The 19,631-nt window shown below is 37.5% G+C and carries 15 protein-coding genes and 1 tRNA gene; 6 read left to right on the top strand and 10 right to left on the bottom strand.

Translation table 11 applies throughout. The features are described from left to right. Positions 1-55: 55 nt before the first annotated feature. From CWD90_RS11500 to CWD90_RS11470, 7 genes are all read right to left on the bottom strand, one after another. Positions 56-1,762, bottom strand: coding sequence for a sodium:solute symporter (locus CWD90_RS11500; protein ID WP_103476207.1), 1,707 nt, complete (start codon positions 1,760-1,762; stop codon positions 56-58). A gap of 125 nt (positions 1,763-1,887) precedes the next feature. Next, complete coding sequence (locus CWD90_RS11495) at positions 1,888-4,398, bottom strand: PIG-L family deacetylase (RefSeq protein WP_103476206.1); 2,511 nt, start codon at positions 4,396-4,398, stop codon at positions 1,888-1,890. Positions 4,399-4,475: 77 nt separating this feature from the next. Beyond that, a complete protein-coding gene (locus tag CWD90_RS11490) occupies positions 4,476-5,024 on the bottom strand; it encodes a mechanosensitive ion channel domain-containing protein (protein WP_103476205.1) in 549 nt (182 codons plus the stop codon). Positions 5,025-5,029: 5 nt separating this feature from the next. Further along, on the bottom strand, positions 5,030-5,971 hold the full coding sequence (locus CWD90_RS11485; protein WP_103476204.1) for a septum formation inhibitor Maf: 942 nt from the start codon (positions 5,969-5,971) through the stop codon (positions 5,030-5,032). 35 nt (positions 5,972-6,006) lie between these two features. Then, complete coding sequence (locus tag CWD90_RS11480; RefSeq protein ID WP_103476203.1) at positions 6,007-6,594, bottom strand: Maf-like protein; 588 nt, start codon at positions 6,592-6,594, stop codon at positions 6,007-6,009. Between the two features lie 4 nt (positions 6,595-6,598). After that, a complete protein-coding gene (locus CWD90_RS11475; protein WP_103476202.1) occupies positions 6,599-7,126 on the bottom strand; it encodes a KdsC family phosphatase in 528 nt (175 codons plus the stop codon). Then, a complete protein-coding gene (locus CWD90_RS11470; RefSeq protein ID WP_103476201.1) occupies positions 7,110-7,874 on the bottom strand; it encodes a Rossmann-like and DUF2520 domain-containing protein in 765 nt (254 codons plus the stop codon). The genes CWD90_RS11475 and CWD90_RS11470 overlap by 17 nt, the downstream gene beginning before the upstream one ends. 497 nt (positions 7,875-8,371) lie before the next feature. Here CWD90_RS11470 and ccsA point away from each other — a divergent pair, with 497 nt between their 5' ends. The 4 genes from ccsA (at position 8,372) to bshB1 (ending at position 15,163) form a co-directional block, all read left to right on the top strand. Next, positions 8,372-11,548: a cytochrome c biogenesis protein CcsA gene (gene ccsA / locus CWD90_RS11465; RefSeq protein ID WP_103476200.1), complete on the top strand. Its 3,177-nt coding sequence runs from the start codon at positions 8,372-8,374 to the stop codon at positions 11,546-11,548. A gap of 159 nt (positions 11,549-11,707) precedes the next feature. Then, positions 11,708-13,117, top strand: coding sequence for an MATE family efflux transporter (locus CWD90_RS11460; RefSeq protein ID WP_103476199.1), 1,410 nt, complete (start codon positions 11,708-11,710; stop codon positions 13,115-13,117). 53 nt (positions 13,118-13,170) lie between these two features. Then, a complete protein-coding gene (locus CWD90_RS11455; RefSeq protein ID WP_103476198.1) occupies positions 13,171-14,343 on the top strand; it encodes a trans-sulfuration enzyme family protein in 1,173 nt (390 codons plus the stop codon). 97 nt (positions 14,344-14,440) lie between these two features. Continuing rightward, positions 14,441-15,163 (top strand): bacillithiol biosynthesis deacetylase BshB1, encoded by a 723-nt coding sequence (gene bshB1 / locus CWD90_RS11450; RefSeq protein ID WP_103476197.1) that lies wholly within the window; start codon positions 14,441-14,443, stop codon positions 15,161-15,163. On the opposite strand, the gene CWD90_RS11445 is transcribed toward bshB1, so the two are convergent. Then, entirely contained in the window at positions 15,160-17,244 is a 2,085-nt protein-coding gene (locus CWD90_RS11445) for a tetratricopeptide repeat-containing sensor histidine kinase (protein ID WP_103476196.1), read from the bottom strand. The two genes, bshB1 and CWD90_RS11445, sit on opposite strands and share 4 nt — an antisense overlap. A gap of 241 nt (positions 17,245-17,485) precedes the next feature. On the opposite strand from CWD90_RS11445, the gene CWD90_RS11440 reads away from it, so the two are divergent. Both CWD90_RS11440 and CWD90_RS11435 read left to right on the top strand, forming a co-directional pair. Further along, positions 17,486-17,561 (top strand) — tRNA-His (locus tag CWD90_RS11440). A 184-nt stretch (positions 17,562-17,745) separates the two neighbouring features. Further along, entirely contained in the window at positions 17,746-18,204 is a 459-nt protein-coding gene (locus CWD90_RS11435) for a hypothetical protein (protein WP_103476195.1), read from the top strand. Here the strand turns inward: CWD90_RS11435 and CWD90_RS11430 are convergent. Both CWD90_RS11430 and CWD90_RS11425 read right to left on the bottom strand, forming a co-directional pair. Continuing rightward, complete coding sequence (locus tag CWD90_RS11430; RefSeq protein WP_103474660.1) at positions 18,188-19,174, bottom strand: ISAon1 family transposase; 987 nt, start codon at positions 19,172-19,174, stop codon at positions 18,188-18,190. The two genes, CWD90_RS11435 and CWD90_RS11430, sit on opposite strands and share 17 nt — an antisense overlap. Beyond that, positions 19,161-19,514, bottom strand: coding sequence for an ISAon1 family transposase N-terminal region protein (locus CWD90_RS11425; protein ID WP_103474805.1), 354 nt, complete (start codon positions 19,512-19,514; stop codon positions 19,161-19,163). Before CWD90_RS11425 ends, CWD90_RS11430 begins: the two co-directional genes overlap by 14 nt. Between the last annotated feature and the right edge of the window lie 117 nt (positions 19,515-19,631).

Here is a 19,631-nt window from a genome sequence, read left to right as displayed (position 1 = left end):
TATACAGATTTATGTTATCTGGATGGTGATGCAGCGTTTTGTTAAAAATGGGGGACTAAGTCTTTATTGGTGGGTTTTTAAGAAGACGATCAAATCCTTCCAATACCGTAGCCAATAATATTATCAAACTACATCCAAAGGCATTTAACCATAAATAAGACATCCAGTCGTAACTCCATCCTATAATAACAATGCATTGGGTAATTAGGGCCGCTACAAAAACGGCATTGCCTTTAATAAACTTGAAAAAGAAAGCGATAAGAAAAATGCCAAGTACATTCCCATAAAATATGGAGCCTATGATGTTTACTAGTTGAATAAGGTTATCAAAAAGGTTGGCAACATTGGCAATTGAAATTGCAATTGCCCCCCACATTAGGGTAAACAACTTCGAAACCTTTACATAGTGCGCCTGAGTAAATTCTCCTTTTATATTTCGTTTATACAAATCTAGAGAAGTAACGGTACCCAATGCGTTTAATTCCGAAGCGGTGGAGGACATGGCAGCCGAAAGAATTACAGCCAATAGAAGACCAATAAGTCCTTTTGGTAAAAAATTTAAAATGAAATGGATAAACACATAATCTTTGTCATTGGTCTCTACATTGTCATTTGCCATGGAAATTAATGATTGCGCAGCCTTTCTGTTTTCCTTATCCTTATTGTTTATATTAACGATGTGTTGTTTGGCATCTTCAATAGCATCGTATTCCCTAAGGTCCAAGGCCCCGGAAAATTTATTTTGAGCCATTCTTTTTTCGCCTTCCAATACTATGTGTTCTTCCTGCAATAGCTTATAATCCCCCGCATAGGAAGATTCCATTATAGCGTTAGTAGCAGCTGGATTGAAGTTTAAAGGGGAATGGTTGAACTGAAAAAATATAAATACCATTACACCCACCAATAAGATAAAAAATTGCATGGGTATTTTTAACAATCCATTGAAAATTAATCCAAGTTGGCTCTCCCGTACCGTTTTGCCAGAGAGATATCTTTGTACCTGACTTTGATCAGTTCCAAAATAAGCTAAGGCAAGAAATAGACCACCTGTAATTCCACTCCAAAATGTATAACGGCTTGTGGTGTTAACACTAAAATCCAAAATATTAAGCTTATCGCTGGCACCAGCAATCTTAAGGGCCTTACTAAACGTAATATCTTCCGGTAAATACCCTAGAATAAAGAAAAAAGCTATAAACATCCCGGTCATAATTATAAACATCTGCTGCTTATGGGTAACGCTAACGGCCTTTGTACCACCGGAGACGGTATAGATAATAACCAGGATGCCTATCAAGACATTCAATGTCTTTAAATCCCAGCCCAGTACTGCGGAAAGTATAATAGAAGGTGCATAAATGGTAATTCCTGCGGCAAGTCCACGTTGGGTTAGAAATAATAGGGCAGCTAAAGTCCTGGTTTTTAAATCGAATCTATTTTCTAGGAATTCATACGCGGTGTAAACCTTTAACTTGTGATAAATAGGGACAAATACGATACAAATAATAATCATTGCCAAGGGCAGGCCGAAATAGAATTGAACAAATCCCATTCCGTCATGAAAAGCCTGACCAGGCGTGGATAAAAAGGTAATGGCACTGGCTTGCGTGGCCATAACAGAGAGACCTATGGTCCACCATTTGGCATCGTTGCCACCAAGCACATATTCCTTTACATCTTTACTTCCTTTAGTTTTCCAAACACCGTAGCCAACAATGAAAATAAGGGTTCCAATAAGTATAATCCAATCTACTGTAGCCATATTATCGGTTTCCTGACATTATTAAATAAAAAACAATAATATATATAATATTCAGTACTAAAACGACTGTATATTCTTTTTTCCAATCAAATTTCTCGAACATAAATATTCTTGTTATTTGTTTTTTATTTCTGACCCTCCTGCCTTAAGGAAAGCAAATTGGCAAACAATCTATAGGCACCTGTTACACCAGCAGGTAATTCCCTGAAAAAACTTAATCCCGTATAAATATAGTTCCCCTTACCGTACGGTGCAACTAAAAGACTGCCATTTAATGCTGTCTCACCTTCATCGCTCATAGAAAGTATAGGCGTAAATTCATTGGACCATTGATCTGGAAAATAAAGACCACGCTCCTGAACCCACCCATTAAAATCATTTTGGGTTATTTTATTTGGATAATTTACTATAGCATGCGTATTGGCCAGGATCTTTACACTAGAAGTTTCATCGGTAACACGATCTCTGGAAACGGATAAGGGGTAGGGGGCAAGGTTGTCCATGTCCAACCCATTTCTACCAGCAGTATTATACTGAATAATTAAATTACCACCTTCCTTTACATAATCCAATAAATAGCGCTGCTTAAATTTTAATTCCTCAACAACGTTGTATGCCCTTATGCCTACTACAATGGCATCATAGTTGGACAAGGAGCCCGCCTGTATGGAAATAGGATCAATTTTCACGACCTTATATCCAATTTGTTCCAAACTTTCTGGAATCTCGTCACCTGCACCAACTATATAACCTATGTTTTCTCCAGTCTTGTTAATATTAAGTCGGACCACTTTGGTTTCTGATGGCACTAAAACGGATTGTTTTGGAATATGGTCGTAACTAATTTCGATCAACTCTTTGGAGATTTCTTTGCCATTCACTTTAATAATCGGTGAAATATAATTTTCATCTTCATAAGTCGGGGGAGTTACTAGGAAATGTAATGTTTGCTGATCTCCGTTTTTCTCTATTTCGAAGGGCTTAATTTCTTGGTCCACCTTCCAGCCTTTGCCGAAACATAATTGTAATTCCCCTTTTACATTATCTTTTAATGCTTTTATGGTTACTGGAATTTCTTTGGGCTCGGAGGTGGCAAAAATAACCACTTTGTCTTTAAAACCAGCTGTGGCCTCGGGCAAAATTTCAAAAGGCTGATATATTTCCCCTTTTTCCGGTTTGGAATACTTGAAAACAACAGGTTTTGTGATTTTTATAGGAAATCCGTGGAATTCCAATTCAAAGGTAACCTCAAACGCATTGGGAGTCTCGGGCTTACCAATTAAATTTTGATCCGTTACTTTATACATCCCAATGGTTCCTTTACTGTTTAACCAATATGGACTGGTATAATTTGTATTGGCAGGAACTTCTAAATCGATGTTAATCAATTCCTTTTTATTTTCCTTAAGAAGCATGTTTTTAACAAAGGGATCATCCTTCCTAATCGAAACCGTTTTAAGAATGATGTTGGCATCGCTTCTATTGAGTGCTTCAATATTCACAATTATGTGGCTTCCCGGGTAAGTGTTTGCTGCTGTTGCGGTAGCTTCCAGATAGAGACCACAAACAGATTGTATAATGTCTTCCAACTCTTTTTTCTTGATGCTCTTCCAATACTCATCCTTTATCTTCAACAGGGCCTTATATGCTGCAATAAGCTTAGGCAAATGTTTTGAGGGTTGGGTAAAATCAAAATTTTTCTCAACCTCATATAATATACTACCAACGGCGGCACCCCCCTCCACTCTGGACCAAGTAGTATTTATTCCGTCAAAAATATTGGATTTATCCTTGGGAAGGTCACCTTTAAGGAGCTCAACATACTCATTTTCACTACCGCGGGTGGTTAGCCTACCAAATCCTTGGCACAAATGCTGACTACTTGCCAGTGAGGCAATTTCGTTATTAGATACACCCCTTAATGGATAATATACCCCTACATCAAGATCCATCATTTTGGATTTGTCCGCCTCTTCAAATTTATCCTCACTGCCATAAAACCACCAAGATGTATTAAAGAACAACCTTTTAGGCTGCCAAATATTGGTCAACTTTAATTGTTCTGGATAAATATTTGGGTCGTTGGCCAAATCGAAAGCCTCATAACTCAACATGGCAGAGGAAGTGTGATGGCCATGGGTAGAACCTGGAGACCTATGGTCAAATCTATTGATGATAACATCTGGCTTATAATTGCGTATAATCCAAATTACGTCGCTTAATACCGCTTCCTTGTTCCAGATTTTAAGGGTTTCGTTGGGGTGTTTGGAGTAACCAAAATCGTTTGCCCTAGTAAAAAATTGTTCCCCACCATCAATACGCCTGGCAGCCAATAATTCCTGTGTACGTAAAACACCTAATAATTCCCTTAGTTCCGAACCAATTAAGTTTTGTCCACCATCACCACGTGTTAGTGATAGATAGGCGGTTTTGGCCTTTACTTCATTGGAAAGATAGGAAATGAGCCTTGTGTTTTCATCATCTGGGTGCGCGGCTATATATAGGGCAGTGCCCAAAAAATTTAATTTCTGTATTGCATGATATATGTCCGAAGAAGTATTCTTTCTAGGTGCTTGTGCGAAAATAGGTTTACAGGAAAGCAGTATTCCTAAAAAGAATACCCAATAAAGGCGCATATAGTTTTGTTTTAGTTGGTCCTCAAATATAGAAATATATAATCCGAGATCGTAATATTTACAACTTCTTTAACACCTTATAAGACATCACTATTTTCCAAGGAATCCTCATAGGTTTCAGCCAGGACTATTGCTTTCTGAAGCATCATGTTATTAGGATAGGTTAATAAATCACCATTATTCCTTCTAAGATGAACATGAAAAGCCCTTATATCCTCAATTAAATATATTTCTTCTGGCAAATCAATCTCCTTGTCCATTATTTTTATTTTATCCCCAATTCTAAAAGGAAATGAAAAAAACAGGATAACTCCTGCGGTTATATTGCTTAAGATAGACCACTGTGCAAAAAGGGCCACACCTATTACGGCAAAAGCAGAGGAAAAAACCAGACCAATATCCTTCATTTCTACTCCCCAAATCAAAATTAAGGCAACTATTCCTAAAGTAGTTAGGCCTGCGGTAGAGTATTTTATGATCAATCGGGTACGTACCTTGTTTATATCACTGATTTTTCCAACTTTTCTTATAGTTTTTGCACCTAGATACTTTAATATGAGAAAGACCAACAAACATATGCCCGTGCCTACCAGTTCATCTTGGTAATCTAAAAAAAATCTATCCATAAATATTATAGTCCTAAACTGTCGCGCAAAAATACGTCACTATTTCTGTTTTCTTGCCAATAAGCTCTTTTTAATGTTTTTATCTTAGTGGCTTTGGTAGTAAGTGTTTGTAAATTAGGTCCAAACCCACTTTTGAAACTTTCGGACCAATTCTCTATCCCATAAGGGAAGGATTTTGAAAAAGTAATGGACAATGTTCTTTCCAATTCAGGATAGGTAATTTTATAGGTATTTAGGTTGCCTTCGGTAATTAATTCCGCCTTGGCATCGTAGGCCTTTAATTTTTTATGTCCCATACGTAAATATTCCAAGGAAGGAATAATTTTAATATTGCCCTCCGGTAGTTTATTAGGGTTTATTCTTATCTTATTCCAGATTTCATTTTCCAAATCTGTCTTATCCAATGTCATAGTTTGGTCACCATCACTCTCAAAATAGGAGAAGGAATTCACTTCAAATTTGTCCCTATTGTTCAACTGTGTAAATACATGGCCACACCATTCCTGTACGGAAGTGGAGAGTTTTATGGCATGTTGGTTATCGGATACCGGATAATAACTACTGTTCATAATAGAGTAGGGATAGATCCCAGTAAGAAACTTTTTGGTGCTATTCAGTTTTAAAACAGATACGTTATTTGGATGTGATTGATCAGCCTTTACCTGTTTATCTGCCAAAAAAGGTTCTGTAACGTATATTAAAACGGCATTTCCGTCCCTTAGTTCGCCATATTGGGCCTGTTCTAATTTATAGGAGGTGATTTCCGCTTTTCCTGCGTACCAGTAATTTTTGAATTCTTGCGATAACTCATTTTTAACAGGTTTAGCGTTGGACATGGTCATGTCGTTAGCTATAATTGAAATGTTTTCTGAATTTTCCTTACAGGCATTAAAGGCAATTAATAAAAATAGGAAGGGTAAACTATAGAATTTTAAAGGACGTTGCATAGTAATTAAATTTCAGCAAAATTATTCAAAATAACCTAGTCCACCATGGCCATTAACGTTTTGTAAACCAATTGAGTGGGTAAGCCAACTACATTGGTATAGGAACCTTGAATTTGTTCTATTCCAATAAGTCCTATCCAATCCTGAATTCCATATCCGCCAGCCTTATCATAAGGATTATAATTCTTTATATAGTACCATATCTCTTCTTCCGTCAATTCCCTGAATTTAACTTGAGTGCAGTGGTTTACTGTATGTTGCCGTTCATTGGTGGTAAAGCAAACGGAGGTGATTACATCATGCCAGTCATTGGAAAGTGTTTTTAACATGCTAAAGGCTTCGCCTTCATCTGCTGGTTTTGCCAACGATTTATTTTTATACCAAACCACGGTATCGGAAGTTATAAGTATTTCCTTGTTTCCCAATTCATTTTTAAAGCCTGTTGCCTTCAATTCAGCCAGATAATCTGAAATTTGCACACCTTCTAAATGTAAGGGATAAGTTTCCTCAATATCAATTATATGAACTTTAAAATCTATGTTCATTTCCCTAAAGAACTGTTGTCTTCGAGGGGAGGCAGAGGCCAATATTACCTGATACTGTTTTAGTCTGTTTTGAACCATGCCATTAATCGTTCTTAGCGCTGAAATTTTCGGCCCAATGTCCCCTAACCTTTAGTACCTGTTCTATAACATCCCTAACACAACCATCACCACCGTGTTTATGGGAGATATATTTGGACACTGCTTTTACTTCCGGAACGGCATTCTGTGGACAACATGGTATTCCAGCTAGTCTCATTGGTGGAATATCAGGAATGTCATCACCCATGTAAAGTACATGGCTCGGATTTATATTATATATATCCAAATACTCATCAAAGGGGTCTATTTTATGGTGGGCGCCCATGTGGATATCAGTAACTCCCAATCCTCTTAAACGCAATCTTACCCCTTCGTTGGTTCCGCCCGAAATGATACATACATTATAACCCTGTTGAATGGCCACCTTTACGGCATAACCATCTTGAACGTTCATCGTTCTCAACATTTCCCCTTCAGAAGTAATAATAATCTTACCATCCGTGAATACCCCATCTACGTCAAATACAAAAGTAGTAATGTCTTGTAACAGTTCCTTATAGCTCTTGTCCATATTTTTCTCTTATCGATTTGCTTAACAAGCTGTAAATATCCTTATAATTTTTATTTTTAAGTTGATTTAAATGGTTTTCAATGGTCTTAGTATCATTTCTTTTGGCTGGCCCTGTTTGTGCATCGAATGGAGGTAAATAATCCAGTTTTTGTACAGTTTCTTTTATTAAGGGGGTTAGAATATGAAATGGTAAATCATTATCAGCACAAATTTCACTAGCAATAGTAAATAAATGATTGGTGAAGTTATTGGCGAAAACGGCAGCCAAATGGATCGATTTTCTTTGGTCCGATGAAATTTCATAAACCTTTGAAGAAATAAAATGTGCCAGCTTTAGTAATAGTTCCAAATCCACTTCATTTTCGGCTTCTATACAAATAGGCACCGATTTAAAATCTATTGGCTTTCCCTCGCTAAAACTTTGAAGGGGATAAAACACCCCTTTCCTTAATTGATTGCCAAGAGCTCCCAATGGTACACTTCCAGAAGTATGTACTATAATACCTTTTTTAGGGTTTAGGAATTGTGCTACTTCCGCTATGGCATCATCACTTACAGCAATGAGAAATATATCGGCATCTACCATTTTTGAATAATCCGTACTCGTGCTAGCCTTGTCTTTAAAATAGGAAAGCTTATGCTTATTCCTGCCCAGTACCTGTAGCACATTTATATCTTCAATATTCCAAAATGTATCGAACAAATGTTTGGCGACATTGCCAGTTCCCAAGATTACAACTCTTATCATATTCAAAAGTAAATATTATATCAAAATTTTAAGGTTATAGGCAATAAGTTTTTTGAAGGTTATACTTTTTTAAAATCCATTTAGGCTCTTCAAATACATAATATTGGCCAAATTACCAGGACAATTTGACTAGTCAGGTATATTGTAAATAGGCTATGTTGTCCTAATTCCGATAATAATGTTAACTCTATAATACCTTCTAATAATAAAATCATTGGAGATAATTTGTAACACAATCACCTATAATGCATCCTATTTAAAATGGAAGATGTGTTGGGTAGCTTTGATCAATAAATTTTATCCCTATAACAGTCAAAAATGAAATGTCTCTTCCTATTTATCCAACGCTGAAATGCCATGATGTAAGAAGGTCGTAATAAAGGACTAAATTTTCTTCTATTTTTATAAATAGAAACACTCAATTAACAAAAGATTTAATATTTAAACCCTTATAAAAATGTATTTTTGCTTGTTAAAATCAAACCTTTCTTGCCAAAATGATTGAACTTCTTAAAAAAATCTTTTTTTCCACCCGTTTAACCGCCGTCTTATTTATTGTTTTTGCTACTTCCATGGCCTTTGGCACCTTTGTTGAAAGTTGGTATAGCACCGCAACGGCAAGAATTTGGATTTACAATGCCACATGGTTCGAGGCAATTATGGTATTTTTTGTCATCAATTTTATTGGTAATATTTCGCGATATAAGTTGTTAAGAAAGGAAAAATGGGCGGTATTAATGCTACATCTTTCTTGGGTTTTAATTATCCTAGGTGCCTTTGTTACCAGATATATAAGTTTTGAGGGCATGATGCCAATTCGTGAAGGGAATACGGAGAATGTTTTTTATTCGGACAAAACTTACCTGACCGTTTATGTAGACGGAGAAATTAATAAGGAACCCAAACGTAAGATTTTGGAAGATGACATATTGGTTACCTCTGAAGCCATAAAATCCAATTTGCCTTGGAATTCCGATTTTAACGGCCAGCCTTTTACCATATCCTATGTAGGGTTTATTGATGGAGCGAAAGAAGGGTTGATAGAAGATGGCAGCGGAAAGGAATATCTGAAAATTGTGGAGGCAGGAGATGGCCAACGTCACGATCATTATTTAGAAAGTGGTGAGGTTACCAGTATTCATAATGTACTTTTTTCCTTGAATAAAATGACCGAAGGGGCTATAAATATTATTGAATCTGACGGAGATTTTCAAATTAAATCATCTTTCGAAGGACAATTTTTGAGAATGGCCGATCAGTTTCAAGGGACTTTGGTAAAGGATAGTCTTCAAACCTTTCAATTAAGATCCTTATATACCACTGCAGGAATGCAATTCGTAATACCAGAACCCATTATCAAGGGATCTTATGGGATCATTACTATTCCGGAAAACGAAAAAACAGAAAATGATCAGGATGCATTAGTTGTGGATATTACTTCCAACGGGGAAACGGTACGTAAAAAATTATTGGGAGCTAAAGGCATATCAAGTTTTTCCGGAGAATTTAATGTAGGTGGGCTCGATTTTAATTTATCCTATGGATCTAAGGTGTATACCTTACCGTTTGGAATTAAATTGAACGATTTTATTGCCGAAAAGCATCCAGGAACAGAGAATAGCTATGCTTCCTTTATGAGTAAGGTTTCCATAGATGACGACCGTCCGTTTGATTATGATATATATATGAACCATATTTTGGACCACAAGGGGTATCGTTTTTTTCAAGCTAGTTTTCACCCGGATGAAAAAGGTACCGTATTATCTGTAAACCACGATTTTTGGGGCACATGGATAACCTATATTGGATATTTTCTATTGTACGCCGGTCTTATGGGTATTATGTTCTTTGGCAAGACGAGGTTTAAGGATTTGGGTGCTTCATTAGAAAAATTAAAGAACAAAAGAACTAAGTTGGCAGTGCTATTTATTCTTGGTACCAGTTTAAATATGATGGCTCAGGAGAATGTGGAGGCAGACAGTCATGCACATGACAATACACCTACTGCCCAGCAAGTAGATTCTTTATTACACGCTATTACCCCATCAAAAGAGCATGCTTCAGAATTTGGTAAATTGGTTATTCAGGATGCTGGAGGGCGTATGAAGCCTATAAATACATTTTCCTCAGAACTTTTGAGAAAACTAAGTCTCAAGGAGAAGTATACGGACTTTAATTCTGACCAAGTATTTCTATCCATGATGCTGAATCCTAGAGTTTGGTATTATGCTGAATTTATAGCCTTGGATAAAAAAGGACAAAATGATAGTATTCGCAAGATCATAGGGCTGGAGCATGGTAAGGAATTTGCCAAGGCCACAGATTTCTTTGATGAAAAAGGGAAATACAAGTTAGCCGATTATCTTCAAGAGGCGTATGCCACCAACACCCCAAACCAATTTCAAAAGGACTTTAGGAGTTTGGATGAACGTTTGGTATTGTTGAATAGGGCCTTGGGAGGTGAAATAGTTAAAATTTTCCCTTTGCTTAACGATGAAAATAACAAATGGATTTCAGCCGTGGAGTATAGGGGTGGTCAGTTCCAGGTGTCGGATTCCCTTTATGCCAATTTTATAAAAAATGCAGTTCCCTTTTACTTAATGAGCCTTGAAAAAGCGGTTAAGAATGGAGACTATTCCGAAGCTGATAAATTGTTGGCCGCCTTTAAAAAGAACCAAGAAAATCACGGGAGTGAAGTATTGCCAACAGAAAACAAAATAAAAGCGGAAGTGTTCTACAATAGGGCAGATATATATAATAAACTTTACAAGTATTATGCCTTGGTAGGTTTGTTAATGTTTGTACTTCTTGTATTCCAAATCATTAAGGACAGGAAGGCGCTTCGATTTAGTATAGCTGGCATCAAGGCAATAATTTATGTGTTTTTTATTCTACATACCTTAGGATTGATAATGCGATGGTATATTTCTGGTCACGCACCATGGAGCGATGCCTATGAAAGTATCCTATATGTTTCTTGGGCCACTCTGGGCATGGGACTCCTGTTCAGCAAAAAGAGCGATATGACCGTAGCGGCAGCCACTTTTGTAACCGCTATGTTATTATGGATTGCACATCAGAGTTGGGTAGACCCCTCTATAGCCAATCTAGTACCGGTTCTGGATAGTTATTGGTTAATGATACATGTGGCCGTAATTGTTGGAAGTTATGGCCCACTAACTGTAGGAATGATCTTGGGGGTGGTGAGTCTATTGTTAATTATTATGACAAACGACAAGAACAAAGTGAAAATGGAACATAACATTAAAGAGCTTACTATAATTAATGAGCTATCCTTAACGGTAGGTTTGGTAATGCTGACCATTGGCAACTTCTTGGGTGGACAATGGGCCAACGAGAGTTGGGGCCGCTATTGGGGTTGGGATCCAAAGGAAACTTGGGCCTTGATTTCCATAATGATTTATGCATTTGTGATTCATACCAGATTGATTCCGGGTTTACGCGGTAAATGGTTGTTTAATTTGTTGAGCGTCATTGCATTCGGAAGCATCATGATGACCTACTTTGGTGTCAATTTCTATCTTGTCGGATTGCACAGTTACGCCAGCGGGGCACAGGTTATTACCCCAACTTTTATTTATTATACGATTTTTGGTGTAGTGGTTTTGGGAGGTGTAAGTTATTGGCGCAATAAAAAATTCTATGCCAAGTAATTTTGCACTTTTTAAAAAATGATGCATATTTGTTTCATTATGAAGTAAAGGAATTATGTTTTTTATAGATGTCAGATCAATTACTGCGAGAATCTAATTTTTAGATTCCCTGTTGTTGATTGCGTTTATTTTCTTCGTCTAACATAATTTTCTTTACTCATGGGAAATCCAAATAAGCTTACCCTATTTAAATTATATAAGTATTTTATTATTGCCGTGACCGGCAAGGAATCCGAATTTACCACTGGAAGTATTCGAAAGGCCATTTTTATGCTGTCCATTCCAATGATTTTGGAAATGTTGATGGAATCTATTTTTGCCCTGGTCGATATTGCATATGTATCACGGGTAAGTGTCAATGCCGTAGCTACCATAGGACTCACGGAATCTGTAATTACTCTGATATATGCCATAGCTATAGGATTAAGTATGGCGGCAACCGCCATTGTTGCCAGAAGGATAGGTGAAAAAAATATTAAAGGAGCCAGGGAAACTGCAGTACAGGCAATTTTATTGGGTATCGCAGTAGCATTAGTAACAGGTGTAATCGGGGCATTCTACGCAGAGGATATCCTTGGACTAATGGGAGGGAGCAAAGAACTTATTACTGAAGGTAAAGGGTATACCAGCTTAATGATCGGTGGCAATATTACTATTTTACTCTTATTCTTGATAAATGCAATCTTTAGGGGTGCTGGCGACGCTTCAATTGCCATGTGGACCCTAGTGCTTTCCAACGGACTAAATATTATACTTGATCCAATCTTTATTTTTGGATGGGGACCAATTCCCGAATATGGGGTTTTGGGTGCCGCCATTGCGACCAACATTGGCAGGGGTTCTGCTGTTTTATTTCAATTGGCAATTTTGTTCTTTGGATGGAGCAGGATTAAATTACAGATGTCCGATTTAGTCATTAGATTAAAGGTTATGACAAACCTCATAAATGTTTCACTTGGGGGGATTGCTCAATTCTTGATCGGTACCTCCAGTTGGATATTTCTAATGCGAATAATGTCGGAATTTGGAAGTGAAGTCCTTGCGGGCTATACCATTGCCATTAGGGTAATGATGTTTTCCCTTATGCCTTCTTGGGGGATGAGTAATGCTGCGGCAACTTTAGTGGGGCAAAATTTAGGAGCCAATCAACCTAATAGGGCAGAAATTTCCGTTTGGAAAACAGGAAAGTATAATGCCATATTCATGTTTTTAATATCCTTAATATACCTATGTTTTGCGAAAGACATAATAATGTTTTTTAATACTACTCCTAAAGTGGTGGAAAATGGCACATTATGTCTACAAATAATTGCTGCTGGCTATGTGTTCTATGCCTATGGGATGGTATTAACGCAAGCTTTTAATGGTGCAGGGGATACCAAGACCCCTACCAAAATAAATTTTTTGATTTTTTGGGTATTTCAACTTCCCTTGGCATATCTCATAGCTATAACCTTTAATTATGGGGCAATCGGTGTATTTATCGCCATTGCTGTTGCTGAGATTTTACTTACTATCATTAGCTACATGCTGTTTAAAAAAGGAAAATGGAAAGAAATTCAAGTATGACCTATTTTTGTAACTTTGTAGACAATCATTCATTATCAATTTAAATCGGTAAAATGAAACAACAAAAAAAGGGCCTTAATACCATTTGCACCCATGTTGGTCAGTTGGAGGATAAGGAATTCAAAGGAGCTATTTCCCCATTGTATATGGGTACTGCCTATGCCTTTGAAGATATAGAAGTAAAGCGTTACCCAAGATACTTTAATACACCCAATCAAGTAGCCCTGGCCAAAAAGATTGCTGCTCTGGAACATGCGGAAACAGCGTTGATTTTTGGTAGCGGCATGGCCGCCATAAGTACCTCCTTACTTGCCTTTTTAAAGGCTGGGGACCATATAGTCTTGCAAAAGATTATTTATGGTGGCACCTATAATTTGGTTGTTGAGGAATTTGATAAATTTGGAATTTCCTACTCTTTTACCGATGGTTTCCGGGCCGAGGATTTTGAGGCAAAAATTCAGAATAACACCAAAGTAATTTATATTGAGACCCCATCGAATCCCTTATTGAACATTACGGACCTAAAAATGGTTGCCGATATTTCAAATAAACATGGGCTCGTATCCATGATCGATAATACTTTTGCTAGCCCTGTAAATCAAAATCCTATAGATTTTGGTATAGATGTGGTAATTCATAGTGCCACAAAATATATGGGCGGACATTCCGATATTTGTGCGGGTGCGGTTGCTTCTACGGAAGAGTATATGCAACACATCTTCAATTTGGCCAAAAACCTTGGTGGTAGCCTAAGCGATTACACAGTGTGGTTGTTAGAAAGAAGTATAAAAACTATGGGGATAAGGGTCAAAGCCCAAAATGAGAATGCACAACGTATGGCCGATTATCTGTATGACCATAAAGATATTTCGGCCGTATATTATCCCGGACTGCCTTCACATCCGGACCACGACATAGCCAAAAAACAAATGAAAGGATTTGGAGGCATGCTGTCATTTGAGTTAAATGCGGATTTTAATGCCTCTAGATTTCAAAAATCCTTAAAATTGATAAAACCGGCTATGAGTTTAGCAGGAGTGGAAAGCACTGTGCTTTCCCCAACTTTAACTTCGCATTCATTGTTGAGCGCTGAAGAGCGTAAACGACAAGGAATTGCGGATGGTTTAATACGTTTTTCTGTGGGAATTGAAGAAACGGAGGACTTGATATCTGATATTGAGCAAGCTTTGGAAATGGTAAGAAAAGAAAGGGAATTGGTCAATTAGGTATAGTAGACCATCAATCTACGCCTATAAAATATTAAGGAACATTTTAAAGGAAGATAAATTGAATACTTCCCCTAACAAAGTAGAAATACAGTAAATGAAATTAGACATATTAGTATTTGGCGCGCACCCTGATGACGCGGAGCTGGGAGCAGGGGCAACCATAGCGAAAGAGGTGGCCAATGGCAAAAAGGTAGGTATTGTAGACTTGACCCGTGGGGAATTAGGTACACGGGGATCTGCCGAAATTAGGGATCAAGAAGCCGCTAAGGCAGCTCATATTTTAGGGGTATCAATTCGTGAAAACTTGGAATTTGCCGATGGATTTTTCACTAACGATAGGAAGCATCAATTGGAAATAATAAAAATGATCAGGAAGTATAGGCCAGAAACGGTATTGTGCAATGCTGTCGACGACAGGCATATAGATCATGCCAAGGGCAGCAAATTGGTTAGTGATGCCTGTTTTTTGAGCGGACTAATAAAAATAGATACGAAGATTGATGGGGAGGAACAATGGCAAAAGGCCTGGAGACCCAAACTCGTACATCATTACATACAATGGAAGAATCTTGAACCGGATTTTGTCATAGATGTGTCGGAGTTTATAGATATAAAGGTTAAAGCCATTATGGCCTATAGTTCCCAATTTTATGACCCTAAAAGTAAGGAGCCTGAAACCCCAATAAGTAGCAAAAATTTTATAGACAGTGTTGTTTACAGATCAAAGGACTTAGGTAGGATGGTAGGCGTATCTAATGCTGAAGGTTTTACAACAGAGAGATTTGTTGCCATTAAAAGTCTTGATAGTCTTATTTAGGCCGATTTTTGGAAGTGTTTTTTCCCTTTGGGAACTGTAAAATAGAAGGTAGAGCCAACATTAAGTTCACTCTTTATCCAAAGGTTACCGCCGTTTTTAATGACCATTTCAGAACAAAGGGATAGGCCTAGACCTGTTCCTTTCTCGTTGTTTGTGCCATAGGTAGTAATATTGCTATTTTTTGATAATATTATTTCTTGAACGGATTCGTCTATACCAATACCGTTATCCCTTATAAATACTTCCAGAAATTCTGGTCTATCTACATAGCCAATGGTGATGTGGCCATTGTTGGGTGTAAACTTTAGGGCATTGCTCAATAGATTTCTGATTACAATATCCATTTGGTTTTCATCAGTCCAGATAATAGCCCTATTAACAATGAGATTGTCCATTGTAATCATTTTGGTATATGCAATCTCACTAAGTAAATTAATGTTGTTCTCTACTAGGGAATTCAGGTCAATATTGGATGGGTCGGTAGTTGCCTCCCGCATTTGTGTTTGTCCCCAAGTAAGAAGATTGTTCAAGGTAAAGGAAATACTGTTTACGTCATTTTTTAATTTTGGAATAAATTCCTTGAATTCCGATTCTTTAATATCTCCACTGTTAAGTAATTTCAATAAGCCCTCAAGTGCTCCAATAGGACCCCGTAAATCATGTGCAATTATGGAAAAGAGTTTGTTTTTAGTGTTGTTGGTCTCCCATAATTCGGCCTCTCTCAATTCCAAATCTTGCTTTTGTCTTTCAAGCTCCTTGTTTAGCTTTTTCAGAATTTTTTGTCCCCTTAGCACTAAAAACGCTATAGCGCTCATAATGATAAGAAAGAGTATTGCTATATAGACGTATAAACGCTGTTTGGCCAAAGCCTTTTCATTTTTTAATACCAATGCTGCCTGTTGATTCTTATGGTCTATTTCTGTTTTCAACATGTTCAAGCTAATCTTATTGCCATCCCTTGATAAAGTATCCGAAATTTTACGGAATATCTCATGATATTTTAAAGCTTCGTAATAGTTCTCTTCATTCTTATATATCTGATATAGTGTGTTGGAACATTTTTTAATGCCCTCCATAGATTTAATAGAGGAGGAAATTTCAAAGGCCATCATGGCATAGTTATGTGATATACTATCCTTTTTCAATCCAAAATTGGCCTCGGCCATGCCATTGTACAAATCTATTATCCCCCTGTCGTCTTGAAGATTTTCATGTAATACAATACTTTTGTCATACCAATATAAAGCCCGCGTAAATTGCTTTTGTTTCAAATACACCTTCCCCTTTACTTCATATGCGAAAGCAAGCCAATCCAAGACTTCGCTGTTTTCAAACGTTTTGATACTGCGGTTAATTTTGAAAAGTGCATTTTGGAAATCCCCAGTTTCGGCATATATGGAGGCTACATTACTCCTTGTTTGTGCAGAGGTTACCTCAATACCCACTTTGTTATTTATTTTTTCAACTTTATTGTAAAAATATAGCGCTTGATCATAATCTTTTTGGGTGGCGTACAGATTCGCTACGTTTTCATAAAGAATCGACTCCATTTTCTCATTATTGAGTATCTGAGCCAGTTTAATATTTTCTAAAAAACCAAGAAGCGCTTTTGAATAATCACCACTGTATACTTGTTGGTTGGACAATTCGTTGCCAATTCGTAATGATAAATTCCTGTAGTTGTTACTCTTGGCTATATCCTGGGCTAATTCGTAATTGTCTATGGCCTTGGAATGTTCGCCAATATCGGAATAATAGGTACCCAAATTGAATAATGATCTACTTTCTCCTTTTTGAAATTTTATTTTACTACTAAATTCTTGCGCCTTGTTGGAGAGCAATAAAAGACTATCAGGGTTTACAAACCTGAGTTTAGCGCCAAGATCAATCAATAATCCAATGTAAAGGGTATCGTTATCAACTTCTTTCTTCTGGCTCTGTATAGTTACTATTTTATTTCTAAGGTCACCGACGGACAGCTCCTGTGCTGTATTAACCCCACACAGAAAAAGGACAACCAGTAGTGCGGTGAATTTTACTTTAATCTCCGGTAGCTTTAAATTTGATGTTGTTAAAGACATTTATCGTAAATTATCAGTGGATAAAAATATCTTTCATATAAAAAGTAAGCTAATAAATGTTGTGAAAGCACTGTTTTTTGTGTGTTTTAGCTATCAAAACATGTATTTCGTCGATATTCACTTGGCCAGTAGTAGGCTAAAATTTCCAATTGTACCAATCATATACATTTAATGTCAAAATAAAATCAATTTTATTTTGTGTGATTAAACTAAAAATTTATCTTTGCCACCGCTTACAAATGGTGGTTGTAGCTCAGCTGGTTAGAGCATCGGTTTGTGGTACCGAGGGTCGCCGGTTCGAACCCGGTCTTCCACCCTATAGCGTAACCCCGTCAGAAATGTCGGGGTTTTTTTGTGTCTTCAATCCAAAGTTTAGTGTTATTCTGGCCGTAGTAAGATTGTATCCAGCGAGAAGACTTAGTGATTTTGTTATATTTACGCAATTAAGACGTATAATTAATTGTAGTTTATGATTGGTTATAGGTATTTGAATTTAGTTTTATGTCATATAGATTATCGCTACTTTTTTTTGTTCTAGCCAATAGTCTATTCTCGCAGGAGAATAGGATGGAGTGGGTGCCTGATTATGCATTTAAAATGGAAGATTTTCAAGGTTCAAAAACAATAAATGGTAAGGATACTGACAAGGTGTTTGTTCAATCAGGTGTTATGCTGCATTTCGCCTTTCAAATGTCTAATATTGAATTTATGTTCACTAAGAACTTTAATTCGAAAGTGAGCTGTACATTTCTTAGTGATGCTGCGGTTATAATTGCACCGGACAGTATAGAGGCTAAAAAATTGATTGCTCTTGTTGCATTTGACTTTGATCTCTCAGAGCTTTATGCTAGAAAGATTAGAAAGGAACTATTTGAAAACAAAAAAACCTTTTCCGATGCAACGTTTTTTCAACCCTATTTTGGATCAAGACCAATTGTTGTGTTTATGCAAAGATTGTAGTTAGTCTATAAAGGAAGAATTCTACATTTTTCACACCCCTGAACTGTGCCCTAAAAGCTTTTATTTTTGCATTGAACGATTCTGCCGATGCATTTGTGCTTCTGTTTATAAAATAGTTCAGAATAGATCTATAGTTGAGCGATATCGTGTTTGCGATGGTGTTGAACGCCCTAAATCCTGTATTTTCTACATCCTTGTACCAATGTGCCAGTTTTGTATAGGCGGTCTCTATGGACGTTGCCGTATTGAATATGTTCCTGAGCCCTTGGACCAGGTCAAAGGCAATCTTTATATCTGGATATTGATCGAACAATATCCTGCTTCTTGTGTATTGGTTCTCTGTCCAGTTATTTGGAGCCTTGTACAGTAAATACCTGCTGCGGGCCAATAGTTGCTTTCTTGTATCCCCGTTATTGAATTCTTTTGGGACGAATGTACTGTTCTTTGCCCTGGCCTGTTTTATCTGTTCGTTCTCCAGGTCTATTGCGTCCCATCTGTGTTTGATCCGGATATCCTGAAGGGCCTCTATGGCAAGTTTCTGTACGTGGAAGCGATCGGTGACCTGTATTGCCCCGGGGAAGCACTTTTTGGCAATGGTCTTCATCGAGTTTGCCATATCCAGGGTGATCTCCTTGACCTTGGCCCTTTCCTTGGCCGATATCTTCATTAATTGTTCTATGATCGGTTCCACCTTGGTACCGGAGAATATGGCCACTATGGATCCTTTTTTGCCCTTGGCCTTTTTGTTGGTGATTATGGTATAGAGCTCCCCCTTGGAGAGTGCCGTTTCGTCAATGGACAGATATGGCCCGATATTCTCGGGAAAGATGAGCCATTGTTTGGCATGTCCCTTTTGTTCCCAATCTTTAAAATCGCTCAAGTAATCCTTGTACTGTCGCTGGAGCTTCTTTCCGTCGACCCCATAGAAATGGCCTATGGTGCGGCAGTCCGAAGCCCTAGTATCGACCAAGTACTTTTAAAAAAGCAGCGAACTCGATGGTCATCCGTGTTCCCTGTGCTACCAGATCCCAATTTCTCTGCACTATTTCGTTGGTGCGCTTATCAAGCCAACGGCGGCGCTTGATGTGGAGGTAGACCGATTTTCCCCTCAATGGAAAGTCCTGGACGACTATCTCTTTATGAAAACCATGGGCTATTAAAATGCGATGTTTTTCTTCTTTAGGGGTGTCCTTCTTTTCTTCAAAATATAGATGGAGCGTTCCATCTTCCGTTTTATGGGAGGCCAGGTCGAAGTGCGTTATTAATAGTTCTGGTAGTATAAGCTTTAATAGGTCCAAAGATAATTCCAATGCCGATCGTTTTCTTGCAAAGATCGGACTCCTATTTCAATTCACACACAACTTTTGGGATTGATCCATTATTACTTAGTTCTTGCACCTACTACTTTTTGGATTAATGTGGAAAAT

This window comes from Arenibacter catalasegens, from assembly GCF_002909235.1.
GTDB classification, from domain to species: Bacteria; Bacteroidota; Bacteroidia; order Flavobacteriales; family Flavobacteriaceae; genus Arenibacter; species Arenibacter catalasegens.
Note: the sequence above shows the minus strand (reverse complement) of the source record. Positions and strands in the feature narration are given on the sequence as shown.

Excerpts from the sequence above, each read along its gene's own strand:
- CWD90_RS11500 (WP_103476207.1), bottom strand. The coding sequence starts at position 1,762 with ATGGCTACAGTAGATTGGATTATACTTATTGGAACCCTTATTTTCATT.
- CWD90_RS11495 (WP_103476206.1), bottom strand. The coding sequence starts at position 4,398 with ATGCGCCTTTATTGGGTATTCTTTTTAGGAATACTGCTTTCCTGTAAA.
- CWD90_RS11490 (WP_103476205.1), bottom strand. The coding sequence starts at position 5,024 with ATGGATAGATTTTTTTTAGATTACCAAGATGAACTGGTAGGCACGGGC.
- CWD90_RS11485 (WP_103476204.1), bottom strand. The coding sequence starts at position 5,971 with ATGCAACGTCCTTTAAAATTCTATAGTTTACCCTTCCTATTTTTATTA.
- CWD90_RS11480 (WP_103476203.1), bottom strand. The coding sequence starts at position 6,594 with ATGGTTCAAAACAGACTAAAACAGTATCAGGTAATATTGGCCTCTGCC.
- CWD90_RS11475 (WP_103476202.1), bottom strand. The coding sequence starts at position 7,126 with ATGGACAAGAGCTATAAGGAACTGTTACAAGACATTACTACTTTTGTA.
- CWD90_RS11470 (WP_103476201.1), bottom strand. The coding sequence starts at position 7,874 with ATGATAAGAGTTGTAATCTTGGGAACTGGCAATGTCGCCAAACATTTG.
- ccsA (WP_103476200.1), top strand. The coding sequence starts at position 8,372 with ATGATTGAACTTCTTAAAAAAATCTTTTTTTCCACCCGTTTAACCGCC.
- CWD90_RS11460 (WP_103476199.1), top strand. The coding sequence starts at position 11,708 with ATGGGAAATCCAAATAAGCTTACCCTATTTAAATTATATAAGTATTTT.
- CWD90_RS11455 (WP_103476198.1), top strand. The coding sequence starts at position 13,171 with ATGAAACAACAAAAAAAGGGCCTTAATACCATTTGCACCCATGTTGGT.
- bshB1 (WP_103476197.1), top strand. The coding sequence starts at position 14,441 with ATGAAATTAGACATATTAGTATTTGGCGCGCACCCTGATGACGCGGAG.
- CWD90_RS11445 (WP_103476196.1), bottom strand. The coding sequence starts at position 17,244 with ATGTCTTTAACAACATCAAATTTAAAGCTACCGGAGATTAAAGTAAAA.
- CWD90_RS11435 (WP_103476195.1), top strand. The coding sequence starts at position 17,746 with ATGTCATATAGATTATCGCTACTTTTTTTTGTTCTAGCCAATAGTCTA.